Annotated in this window: 24 protein-coding genes and 1 tRNA gene; 20 read left to right on the top strand and 5 right to left on the bottom strand. The window is 59.0% G+C overall.

The features are described 5' to 3' along the window. The first annotated feature begins 4 nt into the window (after window positions 1–4). The 6 genes from PHA01_RS24580 to PHA01_RS24605 are packed head-to-tail and all read left to right on the top strand — an operon-like array spanning window position 5 to window position 4,711. A complete protein-coding gene (locus PHA01_RS24580; RefSeq protein WP_271898914.1) occupies window positions 5–313 on the top strand; it encodes a DUF2849 domain-containing protein in 309 nt (102 codons plus the stop codon). 23 nt (window positions 314–336) lie between these two features. Continuing rightward, on the top strand, window positions 337–2,007 hold the full coding sequence (locus tag PHA01_RS24585; protein ID WP_271898915.1) for a nitrite/sulfite reductase: 1,671 nt from the start codon (window positions 337–339) through the stop codon (window positions 2,005–2,007). Next, the gene (locus tag PHA01_RS24590; protein ID WP_271898916.1) at window positions 1,997–2,752 is read left to right on the top strand and encodes a phosphoadenylyl-sulfate reductase; all 756 of its coding nucleotides are present in this window, start codon (window positions 1,997–1,999) and stop codon (window positions 2,750–2,752) included. The genes PHA01_RS24585 and PHA01_RS24590 overlap by 11 nt, the downstream gene beginning before the upstream one ends. Beyond that, complete coding sequence (locus PHA01_RS24595; RefSeq protein ID WP_271898917.1) at window positions 2,749–3,282, top strand: DUF934 domain-containing protein; 534 nt, start codon at window positions 2,749–2,751, stop codon at window positions 3,280–3,282. The genes PHA01_RS24590 and PHA01_RS24595 overlap by 4 nt, the downstream gene beginning before the upstream one ends. A gap of 43 nt (window positions 3,283–3,325) precedes the next feature. Next, the gene (locus PHA01_RS24600) at window positions 3,326–4,351 is read left to right on the top strand and encodes an NAD(P)/FAD-dependent oxidoreductase (protein ID WP_224511503.1); all 1,026 of its coding nucleotides are present in this window, start codon (window positions 3,326–3,328) and stop codon (window positions 4,349–4,351) included. 12 nt (window positions 4,352–4,363) lie between these two features. After that, window positions 4,364–4,711, top strand: a complete 348-nt coding sequence (locus PHA01_RS24605; protein ID WP_112551609.1) for a 2Fe-2S iron-sulfur cluster-binding protein — start codon at window positions 4,364–4,366, stop codon at window positions 4,709–4,711. Here the strand turns inward: PHA01_RS24605 and PHA01_RS24610 are convergent. Together PHA01_RS24610 and PHA01_RS24615 are read right to left on the bottom strand one after the other, a co-directional pair. Next, window positions 4,708–5,274, bottom strand: a complete 567-nt coding sequence (locus tag PHA01_RS24610; protein WP_271898918.1) for a L,D-transpeptidase — start codon at window positions 5,272–5,274, stop codon at window positions 4,708–4,710. The genes PHA01_RS24605 and PHA01_RS24610 overlap by 4 nt on opposite strands. Before the next feature lie 130 nt (window positions 5,275–5,404). Continuing rightward, the gene (locus PHA01_RS24615) at window positions 5,405–6,343 is read right to left on the bottom strand and encodes a nucleoside hydrolase (protein WP_271898919.1); all 939 of its coding nucleotides are present in this window, start codon (window positions 6,341–6,343) and stop codon (window positions 5,405–5,407) included. A 134-nt stretch (window positions 6,344–6,477) separates the two neighbouring features. On the opposite strand from PHA01_RS24615, the gene PHA01_RS24620 reads away from it, so the two are divergent. From PHA01_RS24620 to PHA01_RS24630, 3 genes are all read left to right on the top strand, one after another. Continuing rightward, the gene (locus PHA01_RS24620; RefSeq protein WP_271898920.1) at window positions 6,478–6,900 is read left to right on the top strand and encodes an Hsp20 family protein; all 423 of its coding nucleotides are present in this window, start codon (window positions 6,478–6,480) and stop codon (window positions 6,898–6,900) included. A 56-nt stretch (window positions 6,901–6,956) separates the two neighbouring features. Continuing rightward, complete coding sequence (locus PHA01_RS24625; RefSeq protein ID WP_112529544.1) at window positions 6,957–7,214, top strand: BQ00720 family protein; 258 nt, start codon at window positions 6,957–6,959, stop codon at window positions 7,212–7,214. Window positions 7,215–7,371: 157 nt separating this feature from the next. After that, window positions 7,372–8,340 (top strand): complex I NDUFA9 subunit family protein, encoded by a 969-nt coding sequence (locus PHA01_RS24630; RefSeq protein ID WP_271898921.1) that lies wholly within the window; start codon window positions 7,372–7,374, stop codon window positions 8,338–8,340. Window positions 8,341–8,521: 181 nt separating this feature from the next. On the opposite strand, the gene PHA01_RS24635 is transcribed toward PHA01_RS24630, so the two are convergent. Beyond that, the gene (locus PHA01_RS24635) at window positions 8,522–9,328 is read right to left on the bottom strand and encodes an undecaprenyl-diphosphate phosphatase (RefSeq protein ID WP_271898922.1); all 807 of its coding nucleotides are present in this window, start codon (window positions 9,326–9,328) and stop codon (window positions 8,522–8,524) included. A gap of 169 nt (window positions 9,329–9,497) precedes the next feature. Here PHA01_RS24635 and PHA01_RS24640 point away from each other — a divergent pair, with 169 nt between their 5' ends. The 3 genes from PHA01_RS24640 to PHA01_RS24650 all read left to right on the top strand — a co-directional run bounded on the left by PHA01_RS24640 (window position 9,498) and on the right by PHA01_RS24650 (window position 12,423). Continuing rightward, on the top strand, window positions 9,498–10,190 hold the full coding sequence (locus PHA01_RS24640; RefSeq protein WP_112529538.1) for a glutathione S-transferase family protein: 693 nt from the start codon (window positions 9,498–9,500) through the stop codon (window positions 10,188–10,190). A 221-nt stretch (window positions 10,191–10,411) separates the two neighbouring features. After that, window positions 10,412–11,554: a tRNA epoxyqueuosine(34) reductase QueG gene (gene queG / locus PHA01_RS24645; protein WP_271898923.1), complete on the top strand. Its 1,143-nt coding sequence runs from the start codon at window positions 10,412–10,414 to the stop codon at window positions 11,552–11,554. Further along, window positions 11,554–12,423: an SDR family oxidoreductase gene (locus PHA01_RS24650; RefSeq protein WP_271898924.1), complete on the top strand. Its 870-nt coding sequence runs from the start codon at window positions 11,554–11,556 to the stop codon at window positions 12,421–12,423. Before queG ends, PHA01_RS24650 begins: the two co-directional genes overlap by 1 nt. Window positions 12,424–12,578: 155 nt before the next feature. On the opposite strand, the gene PHA01_RS24655 is transcribed toward PHA01_RS24650, so the two are convergent. Next, window positions 12,579–13,619, bottom strand: coding sequence for a zinc-dependent alcohol dehydrogenase family protein (locus PHA01_RS24655; RefSeq protein ID WP_271898925.1), 1,041 nt, complete (start codon window positions 13,617–13,619; stop codon window positions 12,579–12,581). Between the two features lie 123 nt (window positions 13,620–13,742). Between PHA01_RS24655 and mepA the strand changes: the two genes are divergently transcribed. The 7 genes from mepA to PHA01_RS24690 all read left to right on the top strand — a co-directional run bounded on the left by mepA (window position 13,743) and on the right by PHA01_RS24690 (window position 20,098). Beyond that, window positions 13,743–14,759: a penicillin-insensitive murein endopeptidase gene (gene mepA / locus PHA01_RS24660; protein ID WP_271898926.1), complete on the top strand. Its 1,017-nt coding sequence runs from the start codon at window positions 13,743–13,745 to the stop codon at window positions 14,757–14,759. Window positions 14,760–14,874: 115 nt separating this feature from the next. Next, entirely contained in the window at window positions 14,875–15,303 is a 429-nt protein-coding gene (locus PHA01_RS24665) for a methylglyoxal synthase (protein ID WP_271898927.1), read from the top strand. 42 nt (window positions 15,304–15,345) lie between these two features. After that, window positions 15,346–16,374: a glucokinase gene (locus PHA01_RS24670; RefSeq protein ID WP_271898928.1), complete on the top strand. Its 1,029-nt coding sequence runs from the start codon at window positions 15,346–15,348 to the stop codon at window positions 16,372–16,374. Window positions 16,375–16,529: 155 nt separating this feature from the next. Beyond that, window positions 16,530–18,362 (top strand): ABC transporter ATP-binding protein, encoded by a 1,833-nt coding sequence (locus PHA01_RS24675; RefSeq protein ID WP_271898929.1) that lies wholly within the window; start codon window positions 16,530–16,532, stop codon window positions 18,360–18,362. A 26-nt stretch (window positions 18,363–18,388) separates the two neighbouring features. Further along, the gene (gene dapB / locus PHA01_RS24680) at window positions 18,389–19,195 is read left to right on the top strand and encodes a 4-hydroxy-tetrahydrodipicolinate reductase (RefSeq protein WP_271898955.1); all 807 of its coding nucleotides are present in this window, start codon (window positions 18,389–18,391) and stop codon (window positions 19,193–19,195) included. Between the two features lie 24 nt (window positions 19,196–19,219). Further along, window positions 19,220–19,840, top strand: coding sequence for a 2,3-bisphosphoglycerate-dependent phosphoglycerate mutase (locus tag PHA01_RS24685; RefSeq protein WP_271898930.1), 621 nt, complete (start codon window positions 19,220–19,222; stop codon window positions 19,838–19,840). Between the two features lie 173 nt (window positions 19,841–20,013). Further along, window positions 20,014–20,098, top strand: a tRNA-Leu gene (locus PHA01_RS24690). A 368-nt stretch (window positions 20,099–20,466) separates the two neighbouring features. Here PHA01_RS24690 and PHA01_RS24695 read toward each other — a convergent pair. Further along, window positions 20,467–21,063 (bottom strand): TetR/AcrR family transcriptional regulator, encoded by a 597-nt coding sequence (locus tag PHA01_RS24695; protein ID WP_271898931.1) that lies wholly within the window; start codon window positions 21,061–21,063, stop codon window positions 20,467–20,469. Between the two features lie 117 nt (window positions 21,064–21,180). Here PHA01_RS24695 and PHA01_RS24700 point away from each other — a divergent pair, with 117 nt between their 5' ends. Continuing rightward, on the top strand, window positions 21,181–22,407 hold the full coding sequence (locus tag PHA01_RS24700; protein WP_271898932.1) for an MFS transporter: 1,227 nt from the start codon (window positions 21,181–21,183) through the stop codon (window positions 22,405–22,407). The last annotated feature ends 289 nt before the right edge of the window (window positions 22,408–22,696 follow it).

Raw genomic sequence — 22,696 nt, forward strand, 5'->3', positions numbered from 1 at the left:
GATCATGAGCGTTAAAGTGTTGACTGCAAACCGCCTGACCGATGGCGAAGTTGTATGGCTCGGCGCCAACGGCGAGTGGCTGGAACATATCGATGGAGCGTTGATCGCGCGTCACGCGGAAGCGGTTGATGCGCTCGAAGAAGCCGGCAAATCCGCGATCAAGTCCAACCTCGTCATCGACGTGAATGTCATCGACGTCGAAGAACGCGGTACAGATCTTTATCCAGTCCGTCTGCGCGAGCGCATCCGTCAGCTCGGACCCACCATTCGTCTTGACCTCGGCAAACAGGCTGAAAAGCCTAAAGCCGCCTGACCTGAAAATCGAAAGACCGCAGTATGTATCGTTATGATGAGTTTGATCACGCGTTCGTCTCTGCTCGCGTTGAACAGTTCAAGGATCAGGTGGAGCGCCGTCTTTCCGGCGAACTGACTGAAGAGCAGTTCCGGCCGCTGCGGTTGATGAATGGCGTCTATCTGCAGTTGCACGCCTATATGCTACGTGTCGCAGTTCCCTACGGCACGCTGTCCAGTCGTCAGATGCACAAGCTCGCTCATATCGCCCGCCGCTATGATCGCGGCTATGGTCACTTCACCACGCGCCAGAACATCCAGTACAACTGGCCTGCGCTCAAGGATATTCCAGCAGTTCTCGACGAGCTCGCATCGGTGGAAATGCATGCGCTGCAGACCTCGGGCAATTGCATTCGTAACGTGACCGCCGATCATTTTGCTGGTGCCGCCGCGGATGAGGTCGGGGATCCACGCCCTTATGCCGAGATCCTTCGGCAGTGGTCGTCGATGCACCCGGAATTCTCCTATCTGCCACGGAAGTTCAAGATCGCCGTAACAGGCGCTGACCGCGATCGCGCTGCGATCCAGGTTCATGATATTGGCCTGCATCTGAAGAAGAACGAAGCTGGCGAACTCGGCTTTGCCGTCTATGTCGGCGGTGGCCAGGGCCGCACGCCGATGGTCGCCAAGAAAATTCGCGATTTCCTGCCAGTCGAGGATTTGCTGACTTACACGACAGCGATCGTGCGCGTTTACAACCTTAGTGGACGCCGGGATAACAAGTACAAGGCGCGCATCAAGATCCTCGTGCACGAGACCGGTACTGAAGAAATCACCCGTCAGATAGAGGCCGAATGGCAGGCGATCAAGGAAACCGATCTCAAACTGCCGCAGGAGGACGTCGATGCCATCGACACCTACTTCGCGCCGCCAAATCTGGTCCAGCGTCCCGAAGGCTGGTCCGGGCTGGCGGCCGCGCGCAAGGCAGATCATGCGTTCTCCGCCTGGGTCGACCAGAACGTGACACCGCACAAGAATCCAGACTACGGCGTCGTGACCATTTCGCTGAAGCCGATCGGTGGTATTCCGGGCGATGCCACCGACGCGCAGATGGACCTGGTCGCCGATATCGCCGAGAAATTCTCCTATGACGAGATTCGCGTCAGCCATGAGCAGAACCTCGTTCTGCCGCATGTGGCGATTGCCGATCTGCGCATCGTATACGATCTGCTTTTGACGGATGGTCTGGCAACGGCCAATGCCGGCTTGATCACCGACATCATCTCCTGCCCCGGTCTCGACTATTGTGCTTTGGCAACAGCGCGTTCGATCCCCGTCGCGCAGCGCATTTCCGAACGCTTCGGCAATCCGGAGCGTCAGGCAGATATCGGCGAACTCAAGCTGAAGATCTCCGGGTGCATCAACGCATGCGGCCATCACCATGTCGGCCACATCGGCATTCTCGGCGTCGAGAAGAAGGGTGAAGAGCTCTATCAGATCTCCCTCGGTGGATCGGGCGATGAGATTTGCACGATCGGTGACATCACCGGCCGCGGCTTCTCATCAGAAGAAATTGTCGATGCAATCGAGACGATCGTCGATCGTTATCTCGAAATCAGAACCGACAAGGAAGAGACCTTCCTTGCCACCTACCGGCGCGTGGGCGCGGCACCGTTCAAGGATGCGCTCTATAGCGAGGTTGCAAATGCTGCTTGAAATCAATGATCAGACCGTGGCGGATGAGGCGCGCGCGCTTCAGGCCCGCTACGGTAACCTCGAGCCAATGGATGTCATCGAGCTTGCGGTCGATCACCTCTTCAACGAGGAGATCGCCGTTGTTTCCTCTTTCGGCGCCGACAGCGCAGTGATGCTGCACATGATTGCGCAGATCGACCGCGCGACGCCGGTGCTTTTCCTTGAGACCGGCAAGCATTTTCCGGCAACACTGCGCTATCGCGACCAGATCATCGCTGAGCTCGGCATGACGGACGTGCATGATATCCATCCGCTGAAGCAGAGCCTCAAGGATGAGGACCCGTTCGGCGCACTGTCGATGACCAACAAGGATCGCTGCTGCTATATCCGCAAGGTCGAGCCGATGGCCCGTGCCGTCGCGCCCTATCGCGCGTGGATGACGGGTCGCAAGCAATTCCAGGCATCGACACGTACGGCACTCCCCGTGTTCGAGTCTGTGGGCGCGCGTGTCCGCATCAACCCACTTGCACACTGGACCTCTGCCGATCTCAAGGCGTATATGGCCGCGCATGATCTGCCGCCGCACCCGCTGGTCGCCGAAGGCTACCGGTCGATCGGCTGCATGCCCTGCACCGCGCCGGTCAAGGACGGCGAAGACGATCGCGCTGGCCGTTGGGCTGGCTCCGACAAGACAGAGTGCGGCATTCACCTGACCGGACTCACCGACGAACTGAGCAACATCTCGCTGACGGATTCGAGTTTATGAGTGACATTGAACAACCTGCCGGTGAGCTTTGGGGCCGTGAAGGGTTCCGTGAGGATCCCTACGTTACAGCCGAAACGCTGGAGGAAGCCGGTGATGCACCTGCTGTGATCCTGCCGCTGGGCGCATGGCTCGGTCTCACGGAAGAGACCCGCAATGCCTCCAATCGCAAAATCGGCGTTCTGGTCGCGCCGGGTGAAAGCATTGAGCCACTATTGCCATTATTGGATTCAATTCCGGTTATTGCGCTGCAGTTTCCGGCATTCAACGATGGGCGGTCCTATTCGAAGGCCGAACTGATCAAGAACCAGCATCATTTCAAGGGTGAGTTACGCGCCGTTGGGGATGTTTTGATCGATCAGGTCGCCTATATGCTGCGCACCGGCTTCGACACGATGAAGGTCAACCACGCGGTGACACTGAACCGTCTTGCCGGTCATAATCTTCACGATGTTCCCGGTTACTACCAGCCGGGACGAGGCTCGCACACAGCGTCCGGCACCTATAGCTGGCGCCGCGTTCCCGGGGCGTGAACCTCCACAAAGAACTCGAATTCGTTATCCAGAAGGCACTTTTATGTCCGAATTGATTGAAACAGATGTGGTTATTGTCGGCGCCGGCCCGGTCGGCCTCTTTGCCGTGTTCGAGCTTGGTTTGCTCGACCTGCGCGCCCATGTGATCGATATTCTCGATCGTCCGGGCGGCCAGTGTGCCGAGCTTTATCCGGAAAAGCCGATCTACGATATTCCCGGTTTGCCCGAAGTCACCGGCCAGGACCTCACCACCAATCTCTTGAAGCAGATCGCGCCTTTCGATCCGCAGTTTCATTTCTCCACCATGGTCACCGCGCTCGAGAAGCTTGAGGACGGACGTTTCCGCGTCGAGACCGATGCGGACGAAGTTTTCATCACCAAGGTCATCGTCATCGCGGCTGGTGGCGGTTCCTTCCAGCCCAAGCGCCCGCCCGTGCCGGAAATCGAGCTCTACGAGGGCGTCAGCGTTCACTACGCTGTGCGCAAGATCGAGGCTTTCCGCGGCCACGATGTGGTTATCGTCGGCGGCGGCGATAGCGCCCTCGACTGGACACTCAACCTCGAACCGGTTGCCAAATCGGTTACCCTAGTGCATCGCCGGCCAGAATTCCGCGCCGCGCCTGACAGCGTCAACAAGATGTGGGCGCTGGAGAAGGACGGGCGCGTCAAGTTCCGCATGGGGCAGGTCAGCGGTCTGGAAGGCGCGGACGGCCAATTGTCAAAGGTCATCCTCAAGGGCGCCGAGGGCGAAGAAATCCTCGACGCCGGTCGTCTTCTGCCATTCTTCGGCCTGACGATGAAGCTCGGTCCGATTGCCGATTGGGGCCTCAATCTCGATCAGAACCTGATCGCCGTCGATACGGAGAAATTCGAGACTTCCGAGCCGGGTATCTTCGCGATTGGCGACATCAACACCTATCCCGGCAAGTTGAAGCTGATCCTCTCCGGTTTCCATGAAGCCGCGCTGATGAGCCAGGCAGCCAAACGCATTGTTTCGCCAGGCGAACGGATCATCTTCCAGTACACGACGTCCTCCACCTCCCTGCAGAAGAAACTGAAGGCGGCATAGGTAACAACCCTGATGAGCTCAGAGTCCCTCTATATCCACGTCACCGATCAGCACGGCAAGCGCCATACGCTGGAAGCCCTCGAAGGCTTCCGCGTCATGGAAGTCATTCGCGATTGGGGGCTCGACATCAAGGCGGAATGCGGCGGCGCCTGCGCCTGCGGGACATGCCATGTCTATGTCGACCAGGACTGGTCAGAAAAGCTCTTTGAACCGCTTGACGAGGAAGTCGACCAGCTCGACGTGACCTTTCACGTCGAGGACAATTCTCGTCTTTCCTGCCAGCTCATAATGACTGCAGAGCTCAATGGTCTCGAAATCACCCTGGCTCCCGACACCCAGCGGGAGAGCGTCGCAGCCTAGATTACAACGACGCGCGCGCCAACCGGTACCCGCGCATACAGGTCCATCACGTGTTCGTTGACCATGCGGATGCAACCATTGGAGACAGCGCGTCCTATCGTCCACGGCTCGGTGGTTCCGTGGATGCGATAATGCGTGTCGCGCCCATTGCGATAAAGATAGAGTGCGCGGGCACCTAGCGGATTATGGGGACCGCCTGCGACCCCACCGGCGTAGCGCGCATATTTTTCCGGCTGACGCCTGATCATACCGTTCGTCGGGATCCAGCGCGGCCATTCGGCCTTGCGGCCGACTTTCGCGACGCCGTGGAAGACCCGGCCAGCCCGTCCGACCCCGACGCCGTAACGCCGCGCGGTGAAGCTGTCTTCAATCAGGTAAAGGAACCGCCCACGGGGGTCGATCACCACTGTGCCCGGCGCATAGGATGAATCGTACGATACATATTGTGGGCTGAATACCGGATTGATGACGAAGATTTTCTTCTTCTTTGGCGCCGCCAACGCAGCCTGCGGCGCCAGCGCCGCTGCAAGTATACCGGTAAGAACACCGCGCCGTGTCAGCATATCAAACCCCAAGTTCTCTGCTGTCCATCCTTTGGACACTACTCGCTCAAGGGGATTTTGTCCGAGAATTACTTATTGATGGTTTACGCGATTTCAACTTTCCGTGAATAAACAACAAGATAGGTCACGCTTAAGGCAGGCGCGCGACGCGTTCGGTCAAGAGATCGAAGAAACCTTCATCATCGACATGGCGGATATAGAGCGCGTTCTTGGGGCGATCGGTCACGCCCCACCAATCGACGACAGTCATGCCGAGCGTCAATTCGTTTGTGGCGTCGACGACGACGTTGCAATGCCTGCCTCGGTAGAGCTCCGGTTTCAGCACGTAGGCGATGACATTCGGATCATGCAGCGGACCGCCATCCCGGCCGTACTTTTCCTCGTCAAACCGCTCGAAGAATTCCAGAAGCGCAACGGAGGCGGCACCGGCCTTTGTCCCCATTGCCCGAAAACGCTCGATACGCTTGGCGGTTGTCAGCGTCTTGTGGGTTGCGTCGAGCGGCAGGATGATCACGGGAACGCCCGACCGGAGCACGATCTGCGCCGCATGCGGATCCACATAGATATTGAACTCCGCCGTCGGTGTAATGTTGCCGCCTTCGAAGAACCCGCCGCCCATGAGCACGATTTCCTGGATACGGGGTGCAAGCTCCGGGGCGCGAATCAGGACTTGGGCAATGTTGGTGAGAGGGCCAAGTGCGCAGAGTGTAACACTTCCCGTTTCCTCCTTGCGTAAAGTCTCGATGATGAAATCCACCGCGTGCTGATCTTGCAGCAGCATCGCCGGTTCCGGCAGGTCAGGCCCATCGAGACCGGTCTTGCCATGCACGTGCTCGGCTGTGACCAGCGGACGCATCAAAGGGCGATCGGCGCCGGCAAAGACTCGCGCGTCAGGGCGGCCGGCAAGCTCGCAGATCTTCCTTGCGTTCAATTCAGTCAAAGCCAATGACACATTGCCGGCTACAACCGTCACTCCAAGGACTTCCAGTTCCGGGCTGGCGAATGCCAGAAGGATTGCGAGAGCGTCGTCTTGGCCGGGATCGGTATCGATTATGATTTTACGCGTCATTTCTTACTTTCTTTAGGCCTTAAATCGGCTCTCTCTTGAAGTCTGCAGTTCAATCGCCATATCAATGAACAGAAGTGAAATGCCTTAACATCACGGGTTTTGCTTTTAGGTCGCTTTTCTCAAGGACTGCACAAATGACACGAATGACACCGTTTTCAAGCCCCTTGTTGCTTGGTTTCGATTCGATGGAAAAAACGCTGGAGCGTATCGCCAAGTCCGGCGACGGCTATCCGCCTTATAATATCGAGCGTATCCGTGGCAACAATGACCGTGAACAGCTTCGAATTATTCTCGCCGTTGCGGGTTTTTCCAATGACGATCTCGAGGTGACCACGGAAGACAATCAGTTGATCATTCGCGGCAGGCAGGCCGAAGAAGAGACCCGCGAATATCTGCATCGTGGCATTGCCGCACGTCAGTTTCAGCGCATTTTTGTTCTTGCCGATGGAATGCGCGTCAGCACCGCCACTTTGAAGAATGGGCTTCTGTCGATCGATCTCGACCGGCCGGAACCCGAACGATTGGTCAAACGCATCAACATTGCGGTTCAGGACTAGTCGTAGCTCTAACTGGACAGGGCCTAAGAATGGACTGTCCGAATATGGAGGCTATTATGCAAACCACCGATCACAAGAATCTCCTGACCGAGCTTGAATTTGCGCGCCTTGGCGCTGGCCAGGTGGCTTATATGCGCAAGGTCAAAACCGATGACCTCGCCACGAGCTTTCCGGCACTCCCGCCGATGACGCCGGGCGTCGAGCTTTGGGCGCTGTTTGCGGCCAATGGCGAGCCGATCGTGCTTTCCGATGAACGCGACAATGTGCTTGTCGGCGCGCAGGAACACGAATTGCGCACGGTAATGCTGCAGTAATCAATCAAAGCGCGTGGTTCGGCAGCGTTGTCGAGCCATGCATCTGCATACTTTAGCGCGGCAACGCGCCGCGAATTTTGAGCTCCAATTCCCTTTGCGCCGGCGACAAAAGGCATTAAACAGCATCTGTTGCCCGCTTGCATTTTAGGAGAGCTCGATGACAATCATTAAGCCAAAACTCGTCACCGTTTTCGGAGGCTCCGGCTTTATCGGTCGTCATGTCGTGCGTGCGCTGACCAAGCGCGGCTACCGCGTTCGTGTTGCCGTACGCCATCCCGATCTCGCATTTGACCTGCAGCCGCTTGGCGGCGTTGGCCAGATCCAGGCCGTACAGGCAAATCTGCGCAACCGCGCTTCCGTGGATCGTGCGGTTGCCGGTTCCGATCATGTGATCAATCTCGTCGGGCTGCTGTTCGAAGGCGGCAAGCAGAAGTTCAGCGCGGTGCATGAATTCGGTGCCCGCGCGGTCGCGGAAGCGGCCCGTGCGGCGGGCGTCCCCCTGACACATATGTCGGCGATTGGCGCAGATCCCCGTTCTCATTCCGCCTATGCCAGCACCAAGGGCCGCGCCGAGGCAGCTGTGCACGATACGCTGCCGGACGCCATCATCATTCGCCCATCCATCGTCTTCGGACCTGAGGACAATTTCTTCAACAAATTTGCCGGCATGGCGCGCATTTCGCCCTTTCTGCCGCTGATCGGCGGCGGCCACACCAGGTTCCAGCCGGTCTATGTCGGTGATGTCGCCGAAGTTTTTGCACGTTCGGTCGATGGCACCCTCAAGCCGGGCGAAGTCTACGAACTTGGCGGCGGTGAAGTTCTGACCTTCAAGCAATGCCTCGAGGAAGTGCTGCGAGTCACTGGCCGCAAGCGCATGTTCGTATCGATCCCGTTCTGGATCGCCAGAATTCAGGGCTCTATCCTTGGCTATCTGCCAAAGCCACCTCTGACAAAGGATCAGGTCTTGCTCCTGCAGCACGATAATGTGGTGTCTCCCGCTGCAAAAGAAGCGGGCCGCACCCTTGAAGGGCTTGGTATCCGGCCGCAGACGATCGAAACGATCCTGCCGTCCTATCTCTGGCGCTTCCGTGTGCACGGACAATATTCCAGCCAGAAACCCGCTTAATTAGGGATGAGAGTTGCGGCCTGTACCCTCCCCCTTGTGGGGAGGGAGGCTGCGCAGCAGCAGGGAGGGGTCTTTTTACACCACTCAACACCCGCCGACGCGCCTTGGCATTTAAGAAACCCCTCCCCGGACCTGCGGTCCGTCCCTCCCCACAAGGAGGAGGGTAAAGAGCAGTGCCTCGTCACCGCATCAAAATCAACGCGACCAGTCCGAGCGTCCCGACGACGAGCCGCCACCATGCGAACAATGCAAAACCGTGGCGCGAGACATAGTCCAGCAGATAACGGACGACGAACACGCCCGAGATGAAGGCTGCTATAAACCCGATAATGATCAGCGACGCATCGTTGAAAGTCAGTATGTGACGGTTCTTGAAGAGATCGTAGGCGAAAGCACCGGCCATTGTCGGCATTGCCAGAAAGAAAGAAAATTCGGCTGCCGAGCGCTTGTCAGTTCCGAGCAGCAACGCTCCGACAATCGTCGCACCGGAACGCGACGTACCGGGAATCATGGCAAAGCACTGGATCAGGCCGATCTTGAAGCAGAGACCCAGCGGAAAATCCATGACATTGGTATAGCGCGGCTTCAGTTCGACCCTATCGACCCAGAGCAGGATCAGCCCGCCGATGATGAGCATCACGCAGATCAGCATGGGCGATTCGAACAGCACGGTCTTGATGATGTCGTGGGCGAGCGCCCCGATGACCGCAGCAGGGAGAAACGCGATAAGGATGCCCGTAACGAAACGGCGCGCTTTCGGATCGGTTGGAAGATCGCGCGCAATCTTCATGAGGCGGCCGAAGTAGACGCTGAGAATCGCCAGGATAGCGCCGAGCTGGATCAACACCTCGAACGTCTTGCCATTCGATTCGAAGCCGAGGAAATGCCCCGCGAGCAACAGATGCCCCGTTGACGACACCGGCAGGAATTCGGTTATTCCTTCCAGTAAGCCAAGAAAGGCCGCTTCGACAATCGTCTGTGTTTCCATGATTACCGCTTTCTTGATGGGTGCCGGTTGGGAGAACCGGCTGTTGGTGAAATCCTGTTTACTTGTCTCGTGCTACGGTTGCGCTTATAGGTTTGGCGCAAGCCTGACGCGGCTGTCGCGAGACGACGGTGCGGATAAAATACCAGTTTGAAAGATTTACCAATCTGCCATGTTGACGCTCTTCCATCATCCTATGTCCACCGGCTCGCGCTACACCCGGCTTATCCTCAATGAATATGACATTGAAGTGGAGCTGATCGAAGAAAACAGCTGGGCACGCCGCAAGGAGTTTTTGGCGCTCAACCCCGCGGGAACACTGCCCGTGCTCCTGGCGGAAGGCGATGTTCCGGTTTCGGGGGCTTCCGTGATCGCCGAATATATCGACGAAACGCGCGGCGCGCTGAAGCGCAGCCGCCGGTTGTTTCCTGAAGATTCGCTCAACCGCGCCGAAGTGCGACGGCTGGTCGACTGGTTCCTTACGAAGCTCGAAAATGAAGTTACCCGGCATATGGCGCGCGAACGCATTTTCAAATTGCACATGACCGCCGAACAGGGTGGTGGAGCGCCGGATTCAGGCGCTATCCGTGCTGCCCGGACGAACATCACCCAGCATATGAAATATATCGACTGGCTGACGGCAACGCGCAACTGGCTGGCCGGACCGGCGCCGAGCTATGCGGACATGTCGGCCGCTGCTTCGATCTCGATTCTCGACTATCTTGGCGAAATCAAATGGGGCGAATATAAAGCGGCGCGCGACTGGTACACGCGGATGAAATCGCGTCCGTCGTTCCGGCCATTGCTGTCGGATCGGGTGCGCGGCTTGCCGCCTTCGTCGCATTATGGCGATCTGGATTTTTGATAGCGCCGATTTATCTCCCCTGGTGGGGGGAGAAAGGGTTTTCTTGGATTAGCCTCTTCGCTAAATCCTTAGAAAAGCCAAGAGAGGGGGTAGTTCAGTGAAGCAAATCTCCTGTCTGGCGATTTCTAGCACTTAGCAAAGAGGCTAAGATGCTGAAATCGCTTTCTCTCCCACAAGGGGAGAGATAGTTAGCGTCGAACCATGCACAGGGTTCATGCAAGATGGTTTCAAACCAACAACAACGGCTGAAGCAGTTCATCCTCGAGGAATCGCGTGCGGCTGGCTTCGATCTGGTCGCCATCACCCGGCCGGATGCCATCCCGTTCGCCGAAGAGCGCTTGCGCCAATATCTGGCGCTCGGACGCCACGCGAGCATGGACTGGATGCAGGAAACGGAAGAGCGCCGCGCCAGTCCGCAAAACCTGTGGCCGGAGGTGCGCTCGATCATCGTGCTTGCCATGAATTACGGACCGGACAGCGATCCCTTGGCAATCCTCCGGCACAAGGACAAGGCCGCGATTTCCGTCTATGCACAGAACCGCGATTATCACGACATCATCAAAGGCAAACTCAAGGGCGTCGCCAGCCGTTTCGCCTCCCGCGCCGCGGGCGAAGACCTCAAAGTCTTCGTCGATACGGCACCGGTTATGGAAAAGCCGCTGGCCGAGGCCGCCGGCCTCGGCTGGCAGGGCAAGCACACCAATCTCGTCAGTCGCAGCCATGGCTCGTGGCTGTTTCTCGGCACGATCTTCACCACAGCGGAGTTGCCGCCCGATGAACGCGAGGCAGATCATTGCGGCTCGTGCCACGCTTGCCTCGACGTATGCCCGACAAGCGCGTTCCCCGCGCCCTATCAGCTCGATGCAGGGCGCTGCATCTCCTACCTTACCATCGAGCACAAAGAGCCCATCCCGTTCGAATTCCGTAGGGCGATGGGCAACCGCATCTATGGCTGCGACGATTGTCTCGCCGTCTGCCCGTGGAATAAATTTGCCGAGACTGCGCGCGAAACCAAACTACAGGCGCGCGATGACCTGAAATCGCCGTCGCTCGCATCGCTCTTGATGCTGGACGAAGCGGCATTTCGCACGATGTTCTCGGGCTCACCGATCAAGCGCATCGGCCGGGACCGTTTCATACGCAATGTGCTTATCGCCAGCGGCAATTCCGGCGACCCGGGCCTGATCGAAACCGTCAAAACGCATCTCGCCGCCCCCTCGCCACTCGTGCGCGGTGCCGCCGTGTGGGCGTTGAGTGAATTGATGGATGAAGACCGGTTCGCAGCCCTGCGCCTGCACGGAGCCGCGCAGGAAAATGACGCGAGCGTCTTGACCGAGTGGCACAAAGCCGCGAAAAATCAATAATGAACATTTTTCTCTTCGGCGCTGGTTATTCGGCGCGCGCCTTTGCCAAAGTCATTGATGGTCAAGCGGATTTCATCGGCGGGACGACGCGCGATAGCGCCAAATTTTCAGACCTTAAAAAGGATGGGATCACGCCGTTCCTCTTTCACGGCACCCACGCCTCACAGGAGATTGTCGATGTCCTCGCCGGTGTCACGCATCTCGCCATCTCGACATCCCCCGGGCAGAGCGGCGATCCGGTGCTGGCACAGTTCGGCAAGACCATTCGTCACGCCATGCCCAAACTGCAATGGATCGGCTACCTTTCCACCGTCGGCGTCTATGGCAATCATGGCGGCGCTTGGGTCGACGAGAATACGCCATGCCATCCGGTCTCAGCCCGTTCCGTCGAACGTGTCGATGCCGAGCGCGGCTGGCAGCAATTGGCGGATGAGCGTGGCGTTCCGCTCGCTATCCTGAGGCTTGCCGGCATTTATGGGCCGGGCCGCAACGCTTTCGTCAATCTCGCCAACGGCAACGCACGGCGGCTGAACAAAAGCGGGCAAGTGTTCAACCGTATCCACGTCGATGATATTGCCGGTGTACTGGTTTTTCTCAGCCTGCGCAATGAGGCCGGTATTTTCAACATAACCGATGATGAACCTGCACCGCCGCAGGACGTCGTCGCCTATGCGGCGGAGCTTATGGGCGTCGAACCGCCGGAAGAGGCCGATTTCGATACAGCACCGCTGACACCGATGGCACGCTCGTTCTATGGCGAGAACAAGCGCGTTTCCAATAAACGCATCAAGGCGCTCGGCTTTTCCTTCCGCTATCCCGATTACGGCACCGCCTTTGCGACCATGTGGCGCGATGGAAGTTGGAAATAGCACTACTTGCGCTAGAGACCGTTTTGAGAATTCAACCTGACGAGGCAGCCGGTGCCGTTTTCGAGAACCGGAGCGCAGTGGACTTTTGGGTCCATGAGCACCGGAAGCGCAGAAAATCGCATGGGATGCCCGTCAGGATGGATTGGCAAAGGTCTCTAGAACCGCGTTATCACGTTGATCCCCAGTCCCCCGAAGCGGTCCATCGCCATTAGCGCGGCGGGGGCTTCATCCAGCGTGATCTCCTTGCCGATCAGCTTTTGCGGATGCAGTTTGCCCGTTTCAAGCATGTCCATCAGCGCCTTGTAGCGGAATGCCTGCATGCCGTGGCTGCCATAAATCTCAAGCTCATGCGCGATGACCTTGTCCATCGGGATCGGCGAATGCGCGTGGTCACCGAGCATCAGCCCCACCTGCACGTGCCGGCCGCGGCGGCGCAGATTGGCAATGGAGTTGAAACAGGTCGAAGGATGGCCGAGCGCGTCGATGGAGACATGCGCACCGCCCTTGGTGATTTCCCGCACAGCACCGACCACATCCTGCGTCTCGCGACCATTTATCGTCGCAACAGCGCCAAGCTCGCGGGCGAAGGCAAGCTTCTCTTCGGTCAGGTCGATGGCGATAACATTGGCACCCATCGCCGTCGCGATCATGATCGCCGAAAGACCAACGCCGCCGCAGCCATGCACCGCCACCCATTCACCCGGCTTGACCCTTGCCTGATCGACCACAGCACGAAACGAGGTAACGAAGCGGCAGCCAAGACTTGCCGCCGTGGCAAAATCCAGCGTATCGGGCAGCGCGACAAGATTGGTATCGGCAAAATCCACCGCGACATATTCCGCGAAGGAACCCCAGGCAGTGAACCCAGGCTGGAACTGGTTTTCACAGACTTGATGGTTGCCGGAATTGCACTCGAAACAATGGCCACAGCCGCCGACGAAGGGCACGGTGACGCGCTGACCGATCTTCCATTGGGTGACATGCTTGCCGACAGCCTGCACGGTCCCGGCCAGTTCGTGTCCCGGCACATGCGGCAGGACGATATCGGCATCGTGCCCCATCCAGCCATGCCAGTCGCTGCGGCACAGGCCTGTCGCCTCGACCTTGATGACGACGCCCGTTGTCGCTGGCGAGGGATCTTCAACCGTCCGCACATCGGGCGTCTCGCCGAATTGCTCGAAAAAGACAGCTCTCATGGGACGCTCCGTTCGATTCGCAGTTGTTCACCGTACTATATTGCGACTTTGCCGCGAATCTGGCCATCATAAAGCCCGGATCGGCGACTCAATTTATCGCGGTCACTTGTGGGAATGGCAATCATGACATCGAAACCCCTGTTGCGTCTCGCGCTCGGCTTGCTCATTTCGCTTACCAACGCCGTCGATGCCGTGGCGGTCGACGGTCCCGCCAAGCAATTGTTCGGGGGGCAGACCTTGCCCACCGTCGGCAAGGCGCAATCCGTGGGTTTCTATGCCAAGGGCTGCCTGGCCGGTGGCGTTGCCCTTCCGACCGACGGTCCGACCTGGCAGGTCATGCGTCTGTCGCGCAATCGCCGCTGGGGCAATCCCTACATGATCAGGCTGATCGAAAGACTGTCGCGCGACGCCGCCGTCAAGGCGAACTGGAACGGATTGCTGATCGGCGATATCTCGCAGCCACGCGGCGGACCGATGATCACCGGCCATGCGTCGCACCAGATCGGCCTCGATGCCGATATCTGGCTGACACCGATGCCGAAGCGGCGCTTCACCGATCAGGAGCGCGAAACCGTTTCCGCAACCTCGATGCTCAAGGGCGACACACTCTATGTCGATCCGCAAAAATGGACCGCCTCGCGCACGGCCCTGTTGAAGACGGCCGCTACTTATCCGGAGGTCGAGCGTATATTCGTCCATCCCGGCATCAAGAAGCAACTGTGCGACACGGTTCAGGGTGATCGCAGCTGGCTTGCCAAGGTTCGCCCCTATTGGGGCCATTTCTACCACTTCCATATCCGCATAAAATGCCAGCCGGGTTCACCCAATTGCACGCCGCAGCAACCGACGGGCAATGATGATGGATGCGGCAAGCCCCTTGCCTGGTGGTTTACCGATGAGCCATGGAGAAAGGCGCCGCCGCCGAAGAAGCCGGTCAAGCCAAAGGTCATGATGCTGTCTGCTCTGCCGAAACAGTGCGCGCAGGTTTTGGAAGCGCCCGGCCCGAAATCTGTCGAGGAAGTGACCTATGGCGTGCGTGGCAAGGCGGCCCAGCCTGCGTCGGTCGGAAATCCGCCCGCTTCGGTCGCGGAACCGGACGACGAAGAGGTGCCCGACAACCTACCGGTTCAGGGCCAATAGGCGCTGCAACCACCGTTTGCAGCCCAGGTCTTTTTTCGTCTTGGTCTTTTCATGCTGGCATGAATTGAGTATAGGGTTTCAATCGATTTAGGGTTGGACCCGATACAGAGTTTTCATGACACAACCATTTCGCCTCGCGCTGATAGCGCATGATCAGAAAAAGGACGACATGGTGGATTTTGCTCGCACCTATGAAAGGTTGCTTGCACCTTGCACGATCGTTGCCACGGGCACGACAGGCGGGCTCGTTCAGGAAGCCTGTCCTTCGCTGACCATCACGCGAGTCAAGAGCGGACCGCTCGGCGGCGACCAGCAGATCGGTGCATTGATTGCCGAGGGAAAGATCGACGGATTGATTTTCTTTGTCGACCCGCTGTCTCCCATGCCGCATGATGTCGACGTCAAGGCGCTAATGCGGCTCGGGAGCGTCTACGATATTCCGATGGCCTTGAACCGGGCGACTGCCGAGGTTCTGGTGCAAAAGAGAGGTTTGCTGCGCGATGACGCAGCGGAAAATACACTTACTGCGCCGCGTGCTCCCTAGGACACGCAAAGATCGCAGTAACACTAAAACAGGGAAGCGATAATGGTTACACAGGCAGATACCGACCACATCATGAAGTTTCCGATCCTGGTTGGTGACATCGGTGGTACCAATGCGCGATTTGCCATTCTGGTCGACGCCTATGCGGACCCGAAGGAATTTCCGGTTCTGCAGACCGCCGATTATCCGACTATCGACGAGGCGATCCAGAACGCAATTCTCGACCATACCTCGATCCAGCCGCGTTCGGCCGTCCTCGCCATCGCCGGACCGGTCGAAGGCGACGAAATCGATCTCACCAATTGCGCCTGGGTGGTCAAGCCGCACCAGATGATGGAGACGCTCGGCCTTCGCGACATTACCGTGCTCAACGATTTCGAAGCGCAGGCGCTCGCCGTCGTCTCGCTAGAACCCAAGCATCTGGAAAAACTTGGCGGTGGCGCAGGCGATCCGCATGGCAGCCGCGCCGTGCTCGGACCCGGCACCGGCCTTGGCGTCGCCGGCATGGTCCGCGCACGTTCGAGCTGGGTTCCGGTTCCGGGAGAAGGCGGCCACGTGGATATGGGGCCGCGCACGCCACGCGATCTCGAAATCTTCCCGCATCTCGAGCATATCGAGGGACGCATTTCGGGCGAACAACTGCTCTGCGGCCGTGGTCTGCAGAATATCTATCGCGCAATCTGCAAGGTTGCAGGTACCGATGCGACACTGCAGACGCCCGCCGACATCACTTCGGCCGGCCTTTCCGGAGAATCTGCGGAAGCCAAGGAAACGTTGGCATTGTTCGTGACCTATCTCGGCCGGCTTGCCGGTGATTTCGCCCTGACATTCATGGCCCGCGGCGGTGTTTACCTTGCCGGCGGCATCGTCCAGAAGATTATCGAGCCATTGAAGGATCCGACGTTCCGCCAGGCTTTCGAAGACAAGGCGCCGCATGGAGATATCCTGCGTGAGACGCCGGTTTATGTCATCACGCATCCGCTCGCGGCGCTCAGCGGCCTATCCGCGTTCGCGCGCACACCGACCCGCTTTGGGGTTTCCATTGAAGGACGGCGCTGGCGGCGCGACTAAATCCAGGGTCGGCACAAGAGCAACACTCGTCTACTCCCTGCGAAACCGCGGCCAAAACCGATAGGCAAGCCGGATCAATAACGCTATAGGGACTGAATAAGCGGCAAGAGCAATGCCTTGCCGGATTTTTCAGTACCAGCGAGTTGCCGCCTGTAATGAGCGAACAGACCAGGAAAAAGAAAATCGATCCATCCGAGGCGAAGCGCGTCATCGGCCGGGTTCTTGGCGAAAATGTCCGCGATCACCGCTCTTCCTATGCCATTGCCATCGTCGCCATGCTTGCGGTTGCCTGCACGACGGCTTTCGTCGCCTATATCTTCAAGGACGTGATCAACAAGATCTATTACGAACGCCGCGAAGACCTCATACTCCCAATCAGTCTCGGCATTCTTGGTGCTTTCGTCATTCGTGGCATCGCGACTTACGTCCAGTCCGTGACCATGGCGAGAATCGGCAACAACATCGTCGCGCGTTATCAAGCCCGTGTCTTCGATCACCTGATGAAGCTCGGCCTCGACTTCTACCATGATACCCGCTCTGGCCAGCTTGCCGCCCGTATCAACCAGAATGTCGGCGGCGTGCGCGAGCTTTTGGATATCGTCGTCACGACCATTGCCAAGGACGTACCCACGCTGATCGCCCTCATCGTGAGCATGGTTCTGCTCGATCCATTCCTGTCGCTGATCGCGCTACTCGTCGGGCCGCCGCTGATACTTGTCGTCCGCTATCTGGCGAGACGGCTGCGCAGCATCCATCGTGAATCCGTGACGTTGAACTCGCACCTGCTCGGGGCCATGCAGGAAGCGACGCAGGGCATCGCCATCGTCAAGGCCTTCACCATGGAAGACCAGCTGCGCATCAAGATCAGCGCGCTGATCAAGCGGGCCGAGGAGCGGGCCAACAAGATAGCACGCGTTTCGGAGCGTATGACGCCGATCACCGAACTCATCGCCGGCATCGCCATCGCCTCGATGATCATCTACACGGGCTACCGCGCTGTCTATAATGCCGAGCCACCCGGCGCCATGTTCGGCTTCATGACGGCGGTGCTCCTTGCCTATGATCCCGTGCGCCGGCTGGCGCGTGTCCAGGTTGGGCTCGAACGTTCGCTTGTGAATGCCCGCATGATTTACGAGATCCTCGACATCGAGCCGCGCCAGGCGGACAGCATCGGCGCCGTGCCGATCACCGTACAGAGCGGCGAGGTGCAATTCGACAATGTCACCTTCAGCTATGGCAATGGCGTGCCGGTGCTGCATGGCATCAGCTTCACGGCCGAAGCCGGCAAGACCACAGCCATCATCGGCGCTTCCGGCGCCGGAAAATCGACGTTGATTGGCCTCGTCCAGCGCTTTTACGATATCAATGGCGGGCGTATCCTCGTCGATGGGCAGGATATCGCCTATGTCAGCAAGCGCTCGCTGCGCCAGTCGATCGCCTATGTCTCGCAACAGCCCTATCTCTTCGAAGGAACGATCGCCGACAATATCCGCTACGGCCGGCCGGATGCCACCGATGAGGACATCATCGAGGCCGCGAAGCTCGCCAACGCCGATGAGTTCATCCGCCAGCAGCCGCAGAGCTACGGCACGGAGGTCGGCGAGAACGGCGTGACCCTTTCCGGTGGCCAGCGCCAGCGCCTTTCCATCGCCCGTGCCATCGTCCGCGACGCTTCGATCCTGCTTCTCGACGAGGCGACATCCGCGCTCGACAATGAATCGGAAAAGCGCGTGCAGCAGGCACTGGAGCGCGTCATGCAAGGGCGTACCACCATCGTCATCGCCCACCGCCTGTCGACCATCGTCAACGCCGACCATATCGTTGTCATGGAGGCCGGACGCGTCGTGGAGGAAGGCGTGCACGAGACGTTGCTCGCTCGTCCCAACGGGGTCTATGCCCGCTTCTACCAATTGCAGGGCAAGGAAGAGTCGCCCATCGTCGATGACAGCGAAGAAATGCCCCATCGAATAGCGAGACCAGCCGAATGAGCCCAGCGGAACAGCCCACGACGCCAATGAAACTCGCCGTGGTCGGCGCAGCGGGGCGCATGGGCCAGACGCTGATCCGCGTCATCCACGCCACCTCTGGCGCGATACTTGCCGGAGCCATTGAACGGCCCGGCTCACCCCATATCGGCAGTGATGCGGGTGAACTTGCCGGCGTCGGCAATCTTTGCGTTTCGATCACGGATGACGCGGCCGCAGCGTTTGCCGGCGTCGAGGGTGTGCTCGATTTCACGACGCCAGCTGCGAGTGTGGCGTTTGCCGAGCTGGCGGCACAGGCACGTATCGTCCACGTCATCGGCACGACCGGCTGCACAAGCGACGACGATGCAAAGATTGCCGCAACCGCCCGTCATGCGGTCGTCATCAAATCCGGCAATATGAGTCTTGGCGTCAATCTGCTCGCCGTCCTCGTCAAACAGGCGGCGCGTGCGCTCGGCGCGGATGATTTCGATATCGAGATTCTGGAAATGCACCACAAGCACAAGGTCGATGCGCCCTCGGGCACCGCATTGCTGCTCGGCGAAGCCGCTGCCGAAGGCCGCGACATCGGGCTCGGCCAGCACAGCGTCCGGGTGCGCGACGGTCATACCGGCGCACGCGAAAATGGCGCGATCGGTTTTGCCGCATTGCGCGGCGGCTCCGTCGTCGGCGACCATTCCGTCATCCTTGCCGGCCAGGGCGAGCGCATCACCCTCTCGCACCATGCAGAAGACCGCACGATATTCGCGCGCGGTGCCGTCAAGGCAGCGCTTTGGGGCAGAGGCCGCAAACCTGGCCTTTATTCCATGGCCGACGTTCTCGGCCTCAATCAATAGCTTCGATCAACAGGAGAATTTGCAATGTCCGGAACCCTCGTCCTTGTCCGCCATGGCCAGAGCGAATGGAATTTGAAGAACCTCTTCACCGGCTGGCGCGACCCCGCGTTGACCGAGCTCGGCCACGAAGAAGCCAAGGATGCCGGCCAGCGGCTGAGGGCCATGGGATTGCATTTCGACATCGCCTTTACGTCGGTGCTCTCGCGCGCCGAGGCGACCCTCGATCACATTCTCGAAGAGATCGGCCAGACCGGCCTTGAAACAATCCGCGACCAGGCCTTGAACGAGCGCGACTATGGCGACCTGTCCGGCCTCAACAAGGACGATGCCCGCGTCAAATGGGGCGAGGAGCAGGTGCACGTCTGGCGCCGCTCCTATGACGTCCCGCCGCCCGGCGGCGAAAGCCTGCGCGATACTGGTGCGCGCGTCTGGCCATACTACATGCACGACGTGCAGCCGCATGTTCTGCGCGGTGAGAATGTGCTCATTGTTGCACATGGCAATTCCCTGCGCTCGCTGGTCATGGCGCTGGAGGGCCTGACGGGTGAGGAGATCGTCGCGCAGGAGATCGCGACTGGCGTTCCGATCGTCTACAAGCTCAACGCGGATTCGACAGTCGCTTCCAAGGAAGTTCTCGAGGGCTGACCGGCGGGCACGCAAGGTCTGTTGAGATTCAGGCGAAAACGATGGTTTTCGAGCACCGGAGCGCAGAAGAACGCTGTTTGCAGGCCGGCATGGCATGAAGCTGACGATCGCTGACGAATTCCCCGGCAAATGGATTGACAGACTCTGAAGCGCCCCTTACATGGAACCCCGCTGCCCAGATGGCGGAATTGGTAGACGCGCACGGTTCAGGTCCGTGTGCCGCAAGGCGTGGAGGTTCGAGTCCTCTTCTGGGCACCACATTCCCATTTCACACCGTCCAATACGGTACCGAAGTTATACAAAAGGCCCGGTTTTCCGGGCTTTTTGTTTTCTGGCGTCCACTAGGGTTCCTCAGCGGTCGCCTGAATCCGGCGAAATTGTTGGCATTCTGACCAAATGCGCATATTGCAACAATCTGGGTGCCAACATATGCCATTGAATGAGAGCAAAATCAGATTGCTCATCTTTGTCGTTTTAGGCTCAATGGATGCGGCGATGGCCGCGTCGAGACCCTGCTGTGGTAAATGAGAGAGCCATGGCAAAATCCGGGCATTGATAGTCCGGAAGCATTCCCGCCTTAGCGACTGTACCGGAGCTCGGCCGAGGCTTGAGGTTCTCCCGACTGCTTACGGCGTCAGCCGTTTGCGAAGCCCTTCCAGCATCGCCTTAAACCCCGTCACCGCCACTTTCGACACTGCCTCGGGCTTCTCTGCATTGGCGATCCACAGAGCCATGTGGCTGCTGGCGCCATTGATGAGGCGGGCTGCGGTTTCGGTCTCAATGTCGATCATCTCGCCGTCAGCCTTGAGGCAGTCAATGCTGCGGGAGAGGGCGGCGATGCAGCCGGGGGTGTTTTGCCATTGCGAGATGTCGCCCAGCACCGCGGGGCCATCGCGGAACATGATGCGCTGGATCTCGGGCTCGAGCGCCATTTCGATATAGGCGGCGCATTCGTCGACGAAACCCTGCCAGCGGGTGGGGGCTGATGCCGAGACCTTGTTGAGGCGTTCGGTCATTTCCGCGTCGATTTCCATGATCACGGCTTGGAGCAGACCCTTCTTGTCGCCGAAATGGTGGTAGAGGGCTCCGCGAGTGAGGCCGGCCTCACCGGTGAAATCATCCATGGATGCTTCCGCATAGCCAATTGTGCCGAAGGCATTCCGACCGGCTGCGATGAGCTTTGCGCGGGTCTCAGCGATCATCTCCTGTCGCGGCTTGGCCATCTTGTCTCCTTTTGACATACGCGGCGTCTTTTCATTTGACATACGCGACGTATGCAATTATCATTTACATACGCTGCGTATGCATGCTGTCCATTGGATACCTGAAAGGACTGTCCCATGTCAAATCCGTATAAAGAGATATTCGCGGCGCCTGGGGCCAAGGGCTTCTCCGCAGCCGGCTTTTTCGCGCGCCTTCCCATCGCCATGGCGCCGATCGGCATTGTCGCAATGCTCTCCCAAACGCATGGCGAATACTGGCTCGCCGGCGCGGTTTCGGCGACCTACGCGCTAACCAACGCGCTGATTTCGCCACAGATTTCGCGGGCGGTAGACCGGGTTGGCCAGACGGCGGTGGTCGTGCCGACCACTGCCGTGTCGGTAGCGGCGTTCATCGCGCTGATTACGGCGACCAACCAGAACTGGCCGGTCTGGACGCTGTTCGTTTCGGCCTTCCTCGCCGCCGCCATGCCAAGCATTCCGGCGTTGATGCGGGCGCGCTGGACGGAGCTTTTCCGCAACCGGCCCGAGCTCAACACGGCTTTCGCGTTTGAAAGCGCAGCGGACGAGCTGGTTTATATCGCCGGGGCCTCGCTGTCGGTGGGGCTCGCTGTGGCATTATTTCCTGAAGCTGGCATGATGGTAAGCACAGCTTTCCTAGCGCTCGGAACGGCCGCCTTCATTGTGCAGCGCGGCACCGAGCCGAAGGTGCGTCACGTCGCCAATGCCGTTTCGGTTGGCTCGGCGATTCGGCAGCGTCCGGTACAGGTCATCACGCTCGCACTGATCTTCGTCGGCTCGATCTTTGCAACGGCTGAAGTGAGTGCTGTTGCGATCACCAAGGAGCTCGGGCAGCCAAATGCCGCGAGCCTGGTGATCGGCGTCTATGCCGTCGGCTCCTTCGTGGTAGGCCTGATCCTCGGAGCGCTTAACCCGCGCATGGCCCTGCACCGTCAGCTACTGATTGCGGTCGTGGCAATCGCGCTGACCTCGTTGCCGCTGCTCGTCGCCGGCAGCTCGGTGACCCTGCTTGCCATCGCCGTCTTCGTTAGCGGCATAGCTATTTCACCGACCTTCATAACTGCCTTCGGGCTAATTGAACGTCGCGTGCCGGAATCGATGCTGACGGAGGGCGTGACCTGGGTGATGACCGGCATCGGCATCGGCATGGCGCTGGGCGCCTTCGTCTCGGGCTGGGTGGTCGACACCTATGGTTCGCAGAATGGCTTCTGGGCCTCGGTGGCGGCGGGCACTATTGCGGTGGCGATCGTGGCGCTTGGCCAGAAGAGCCTTGCCGGCGATTGCGACGACGGACAGGCCTGCGCGGCGTTGGAGCCGGCGGGATAGCAGCGCCGAGGTCATGCCGCGTCTCGGACGCGGCATGACTGTCTGCTTTCGAACTTGCTCCACCGCCCGCGCCGATTCCGCCCCGCCATTGTGCTCTCACCAACCCAGCAGTGTGTGCGTCGTGGCGTCCACAACCTGCTGTTCCGGATGAGCCAATATGCGATTTTCGACGCACAGAACGGGAACATGGGCATACCGGGCAAGCTAGCCCGATATACCAGAGCCCCGCATGGTGTGAAAACCGATCTTTCGTCACCATTCCATTTTCTGTGATTCTCAAGCGCGGGCG

Origin of the sequence: Candidatus Phyllobacterium onerii, from assembly GCF_028331445.1 — a bacterium.
In the GTDB taxonomy this organism is placed as follows: Bacteria; Pseudomonadota; Alphaproteobacteria; order Rhizobiales; family Rhizobiaceae; genus Phyllobacterium; species Phyllobacterium onerii.

Bases quoted from the DNA above. Each gene is read 5' to 3' on its own strand.
- PHA01_RS24590 (WP_271898916.1), top strand. From the start codon at position 1,997: ATGCTGCTTGAAATCAATGATCAGACCGTGGCGGATGAGGCGCGCGCG.
- PHA01_RS24665 (WP_271898927.1), top strand. From the start codon at position 14,875: ATGACACAACCATTTCGCCTCGCGCTGATAGCGCATGATCAGAAAAAG.
- PHA01_RS24595 (WP_271898917.1), top strand. From the start codon at position 2,749: ATGAGTGACATTGAACAACCTGCCGGTGAGCTTTGGGGCCGTGAAGGG.
- PHA01_RS24700 (WP_271898932.1), top strand. From the start codon at position 21,181: ATGTCAAATCCGTATAAAGAGATATTCGCGGCGCCTGGGGCCAAGGGC.
- PHA01_RS24620 (WP_271898920.1), top strand. From the start codon at position 6,478: ATGACACGAATGACACCGTTTTCAAGCCCCTTGTTGCTTGGTTTCGAT.
- PHA01_RS24580 (WP_271898914.1), top strand. From the start codon at position 5: ATGAGCGTTAAAGTGTTGACTGCAAACCGCCTGACCGATGGCGAAGTT.
- PHA01_RS24610 (WP_271898918.1), bottom strand. From the start codon at position 5,274: ATGCTGACACGGCGCGGTGTTCTTACCGGTATACTTGCAGCGGCGCTG.
- PHA01_RS24635 (WP_271898922.1), bottom strand. From the start codon at position 9,328: ATGGAAACACAGACGATTGTCGAAGCGGCCTTTCTTGGCTTACTGGAA.
- PHA01_RS24625 (WP_112529544.1), top strand. From the start codon at position 6,957: ATGCAAACCACCGATCACAAGAATCTCCTGACCGAGCTTGAATTTGCG.
- PHA01_RS24600 (WP_224511503.1), top strand. From the start codon at position 3,326: ATGTCCGAATTGATTGAAACAGATGTGGTTATTGTCGGCGCCGGCCCG.
- dapB (WP_271898955.1), top strand. From the start codon at position 18,389: ATGAAACTCGCCGTGGTCGGCGCAGCGGGGCGCATGGGCCAGACGCTG.
- queG (WP_271898923.1), top strand. From the start codon at position 10,412: ATGGTTTCAAACCAACAACAACGGCTGAAGCAGTTCATCCTCGAGGAA.
- PHA01_RS24655 (WP_271898925.1), bottom strand. From the start codon at position 13,619: ATGAGAGCTGTCTTTTTCGAGCAATTCGGCGAGACGCCCGATGTGCGG.
- PHA01_RS24650 (WP_271898924.1), top strand. From the start codon at position 11,554: ATGAACATTTTTCTCTTCGGCGCTGGTTATTCGGCGCGCGCCTTTGCC.
- PHA01_RS24685 (WP_271898930.1), top strand. From the start codon at position 19,220: ATGTCCGGAACCCTCGTCCTTGTCCGCCATGGCCAGAGCGAATGGAAT.
- PHA01_RS24695 (WP_271898931.1), bottom strand. From the start codon at position 21,063: ATGGCCAAGCCGCGACAGGAGATGATCGCTGAGACCCGCGCAAAGCTC.
- mepA (WP_271898926.1), top strand. From the start codon at position 13,743: ATGACATCGAAACCCCTGTTGCGTCTCGCGCTCGGCTTGCTCATTTCG.
- PHA01_RS24585 (WP_271898915.1), top strand. From the start codon at position 337: ATGTATCGTTATGATGAGTTTGATCACGCGTTCGTCTCTGCTCGCGTT.
- PHA01_RS24675 (WP_271898929.1), top strand. From the start codon at position 16,530: ATGAGCGAACAGACCAGGAAAAAGAAAATCGATCCATCCGAGGCGAAG.
- PHA01_RS24640 (WP_112529538.1), top strand. From the start codon at position 9,498: ATGTTGACGCTCTTCCATCATCCTATGTCCACCGGCTCGCGCTACACC.
- PHA01_RS24615 (WP_271898919.1), bottom strand. From the start codon at position 6,343: ATGACGCGTAAAATCATAATCGATACCGATCCCGGCCAAGACGACGCT.
- PHA01_RS24670 (WP_271898928.1), top strand. From the start codon at position 15,346: ATGGTTACACAGGCAGATACCGACCACATCATGAAGTTTCCGATCCTG.
- PHA01_RS24630 (WP_271898921.1), top strand. From the start codon at position 7,372: ATGACAATCATTAAGCCAAAACTCGTCACCGTTTTCGGAGGCTCCGGC.
- PHA01_RS24605 (WP_112551609.1), top strand. From the start codon at position 4,364: ATGAGCTCAGAGTCCCTCTATATCCACGTCACCGATCAGCACGGCAAG.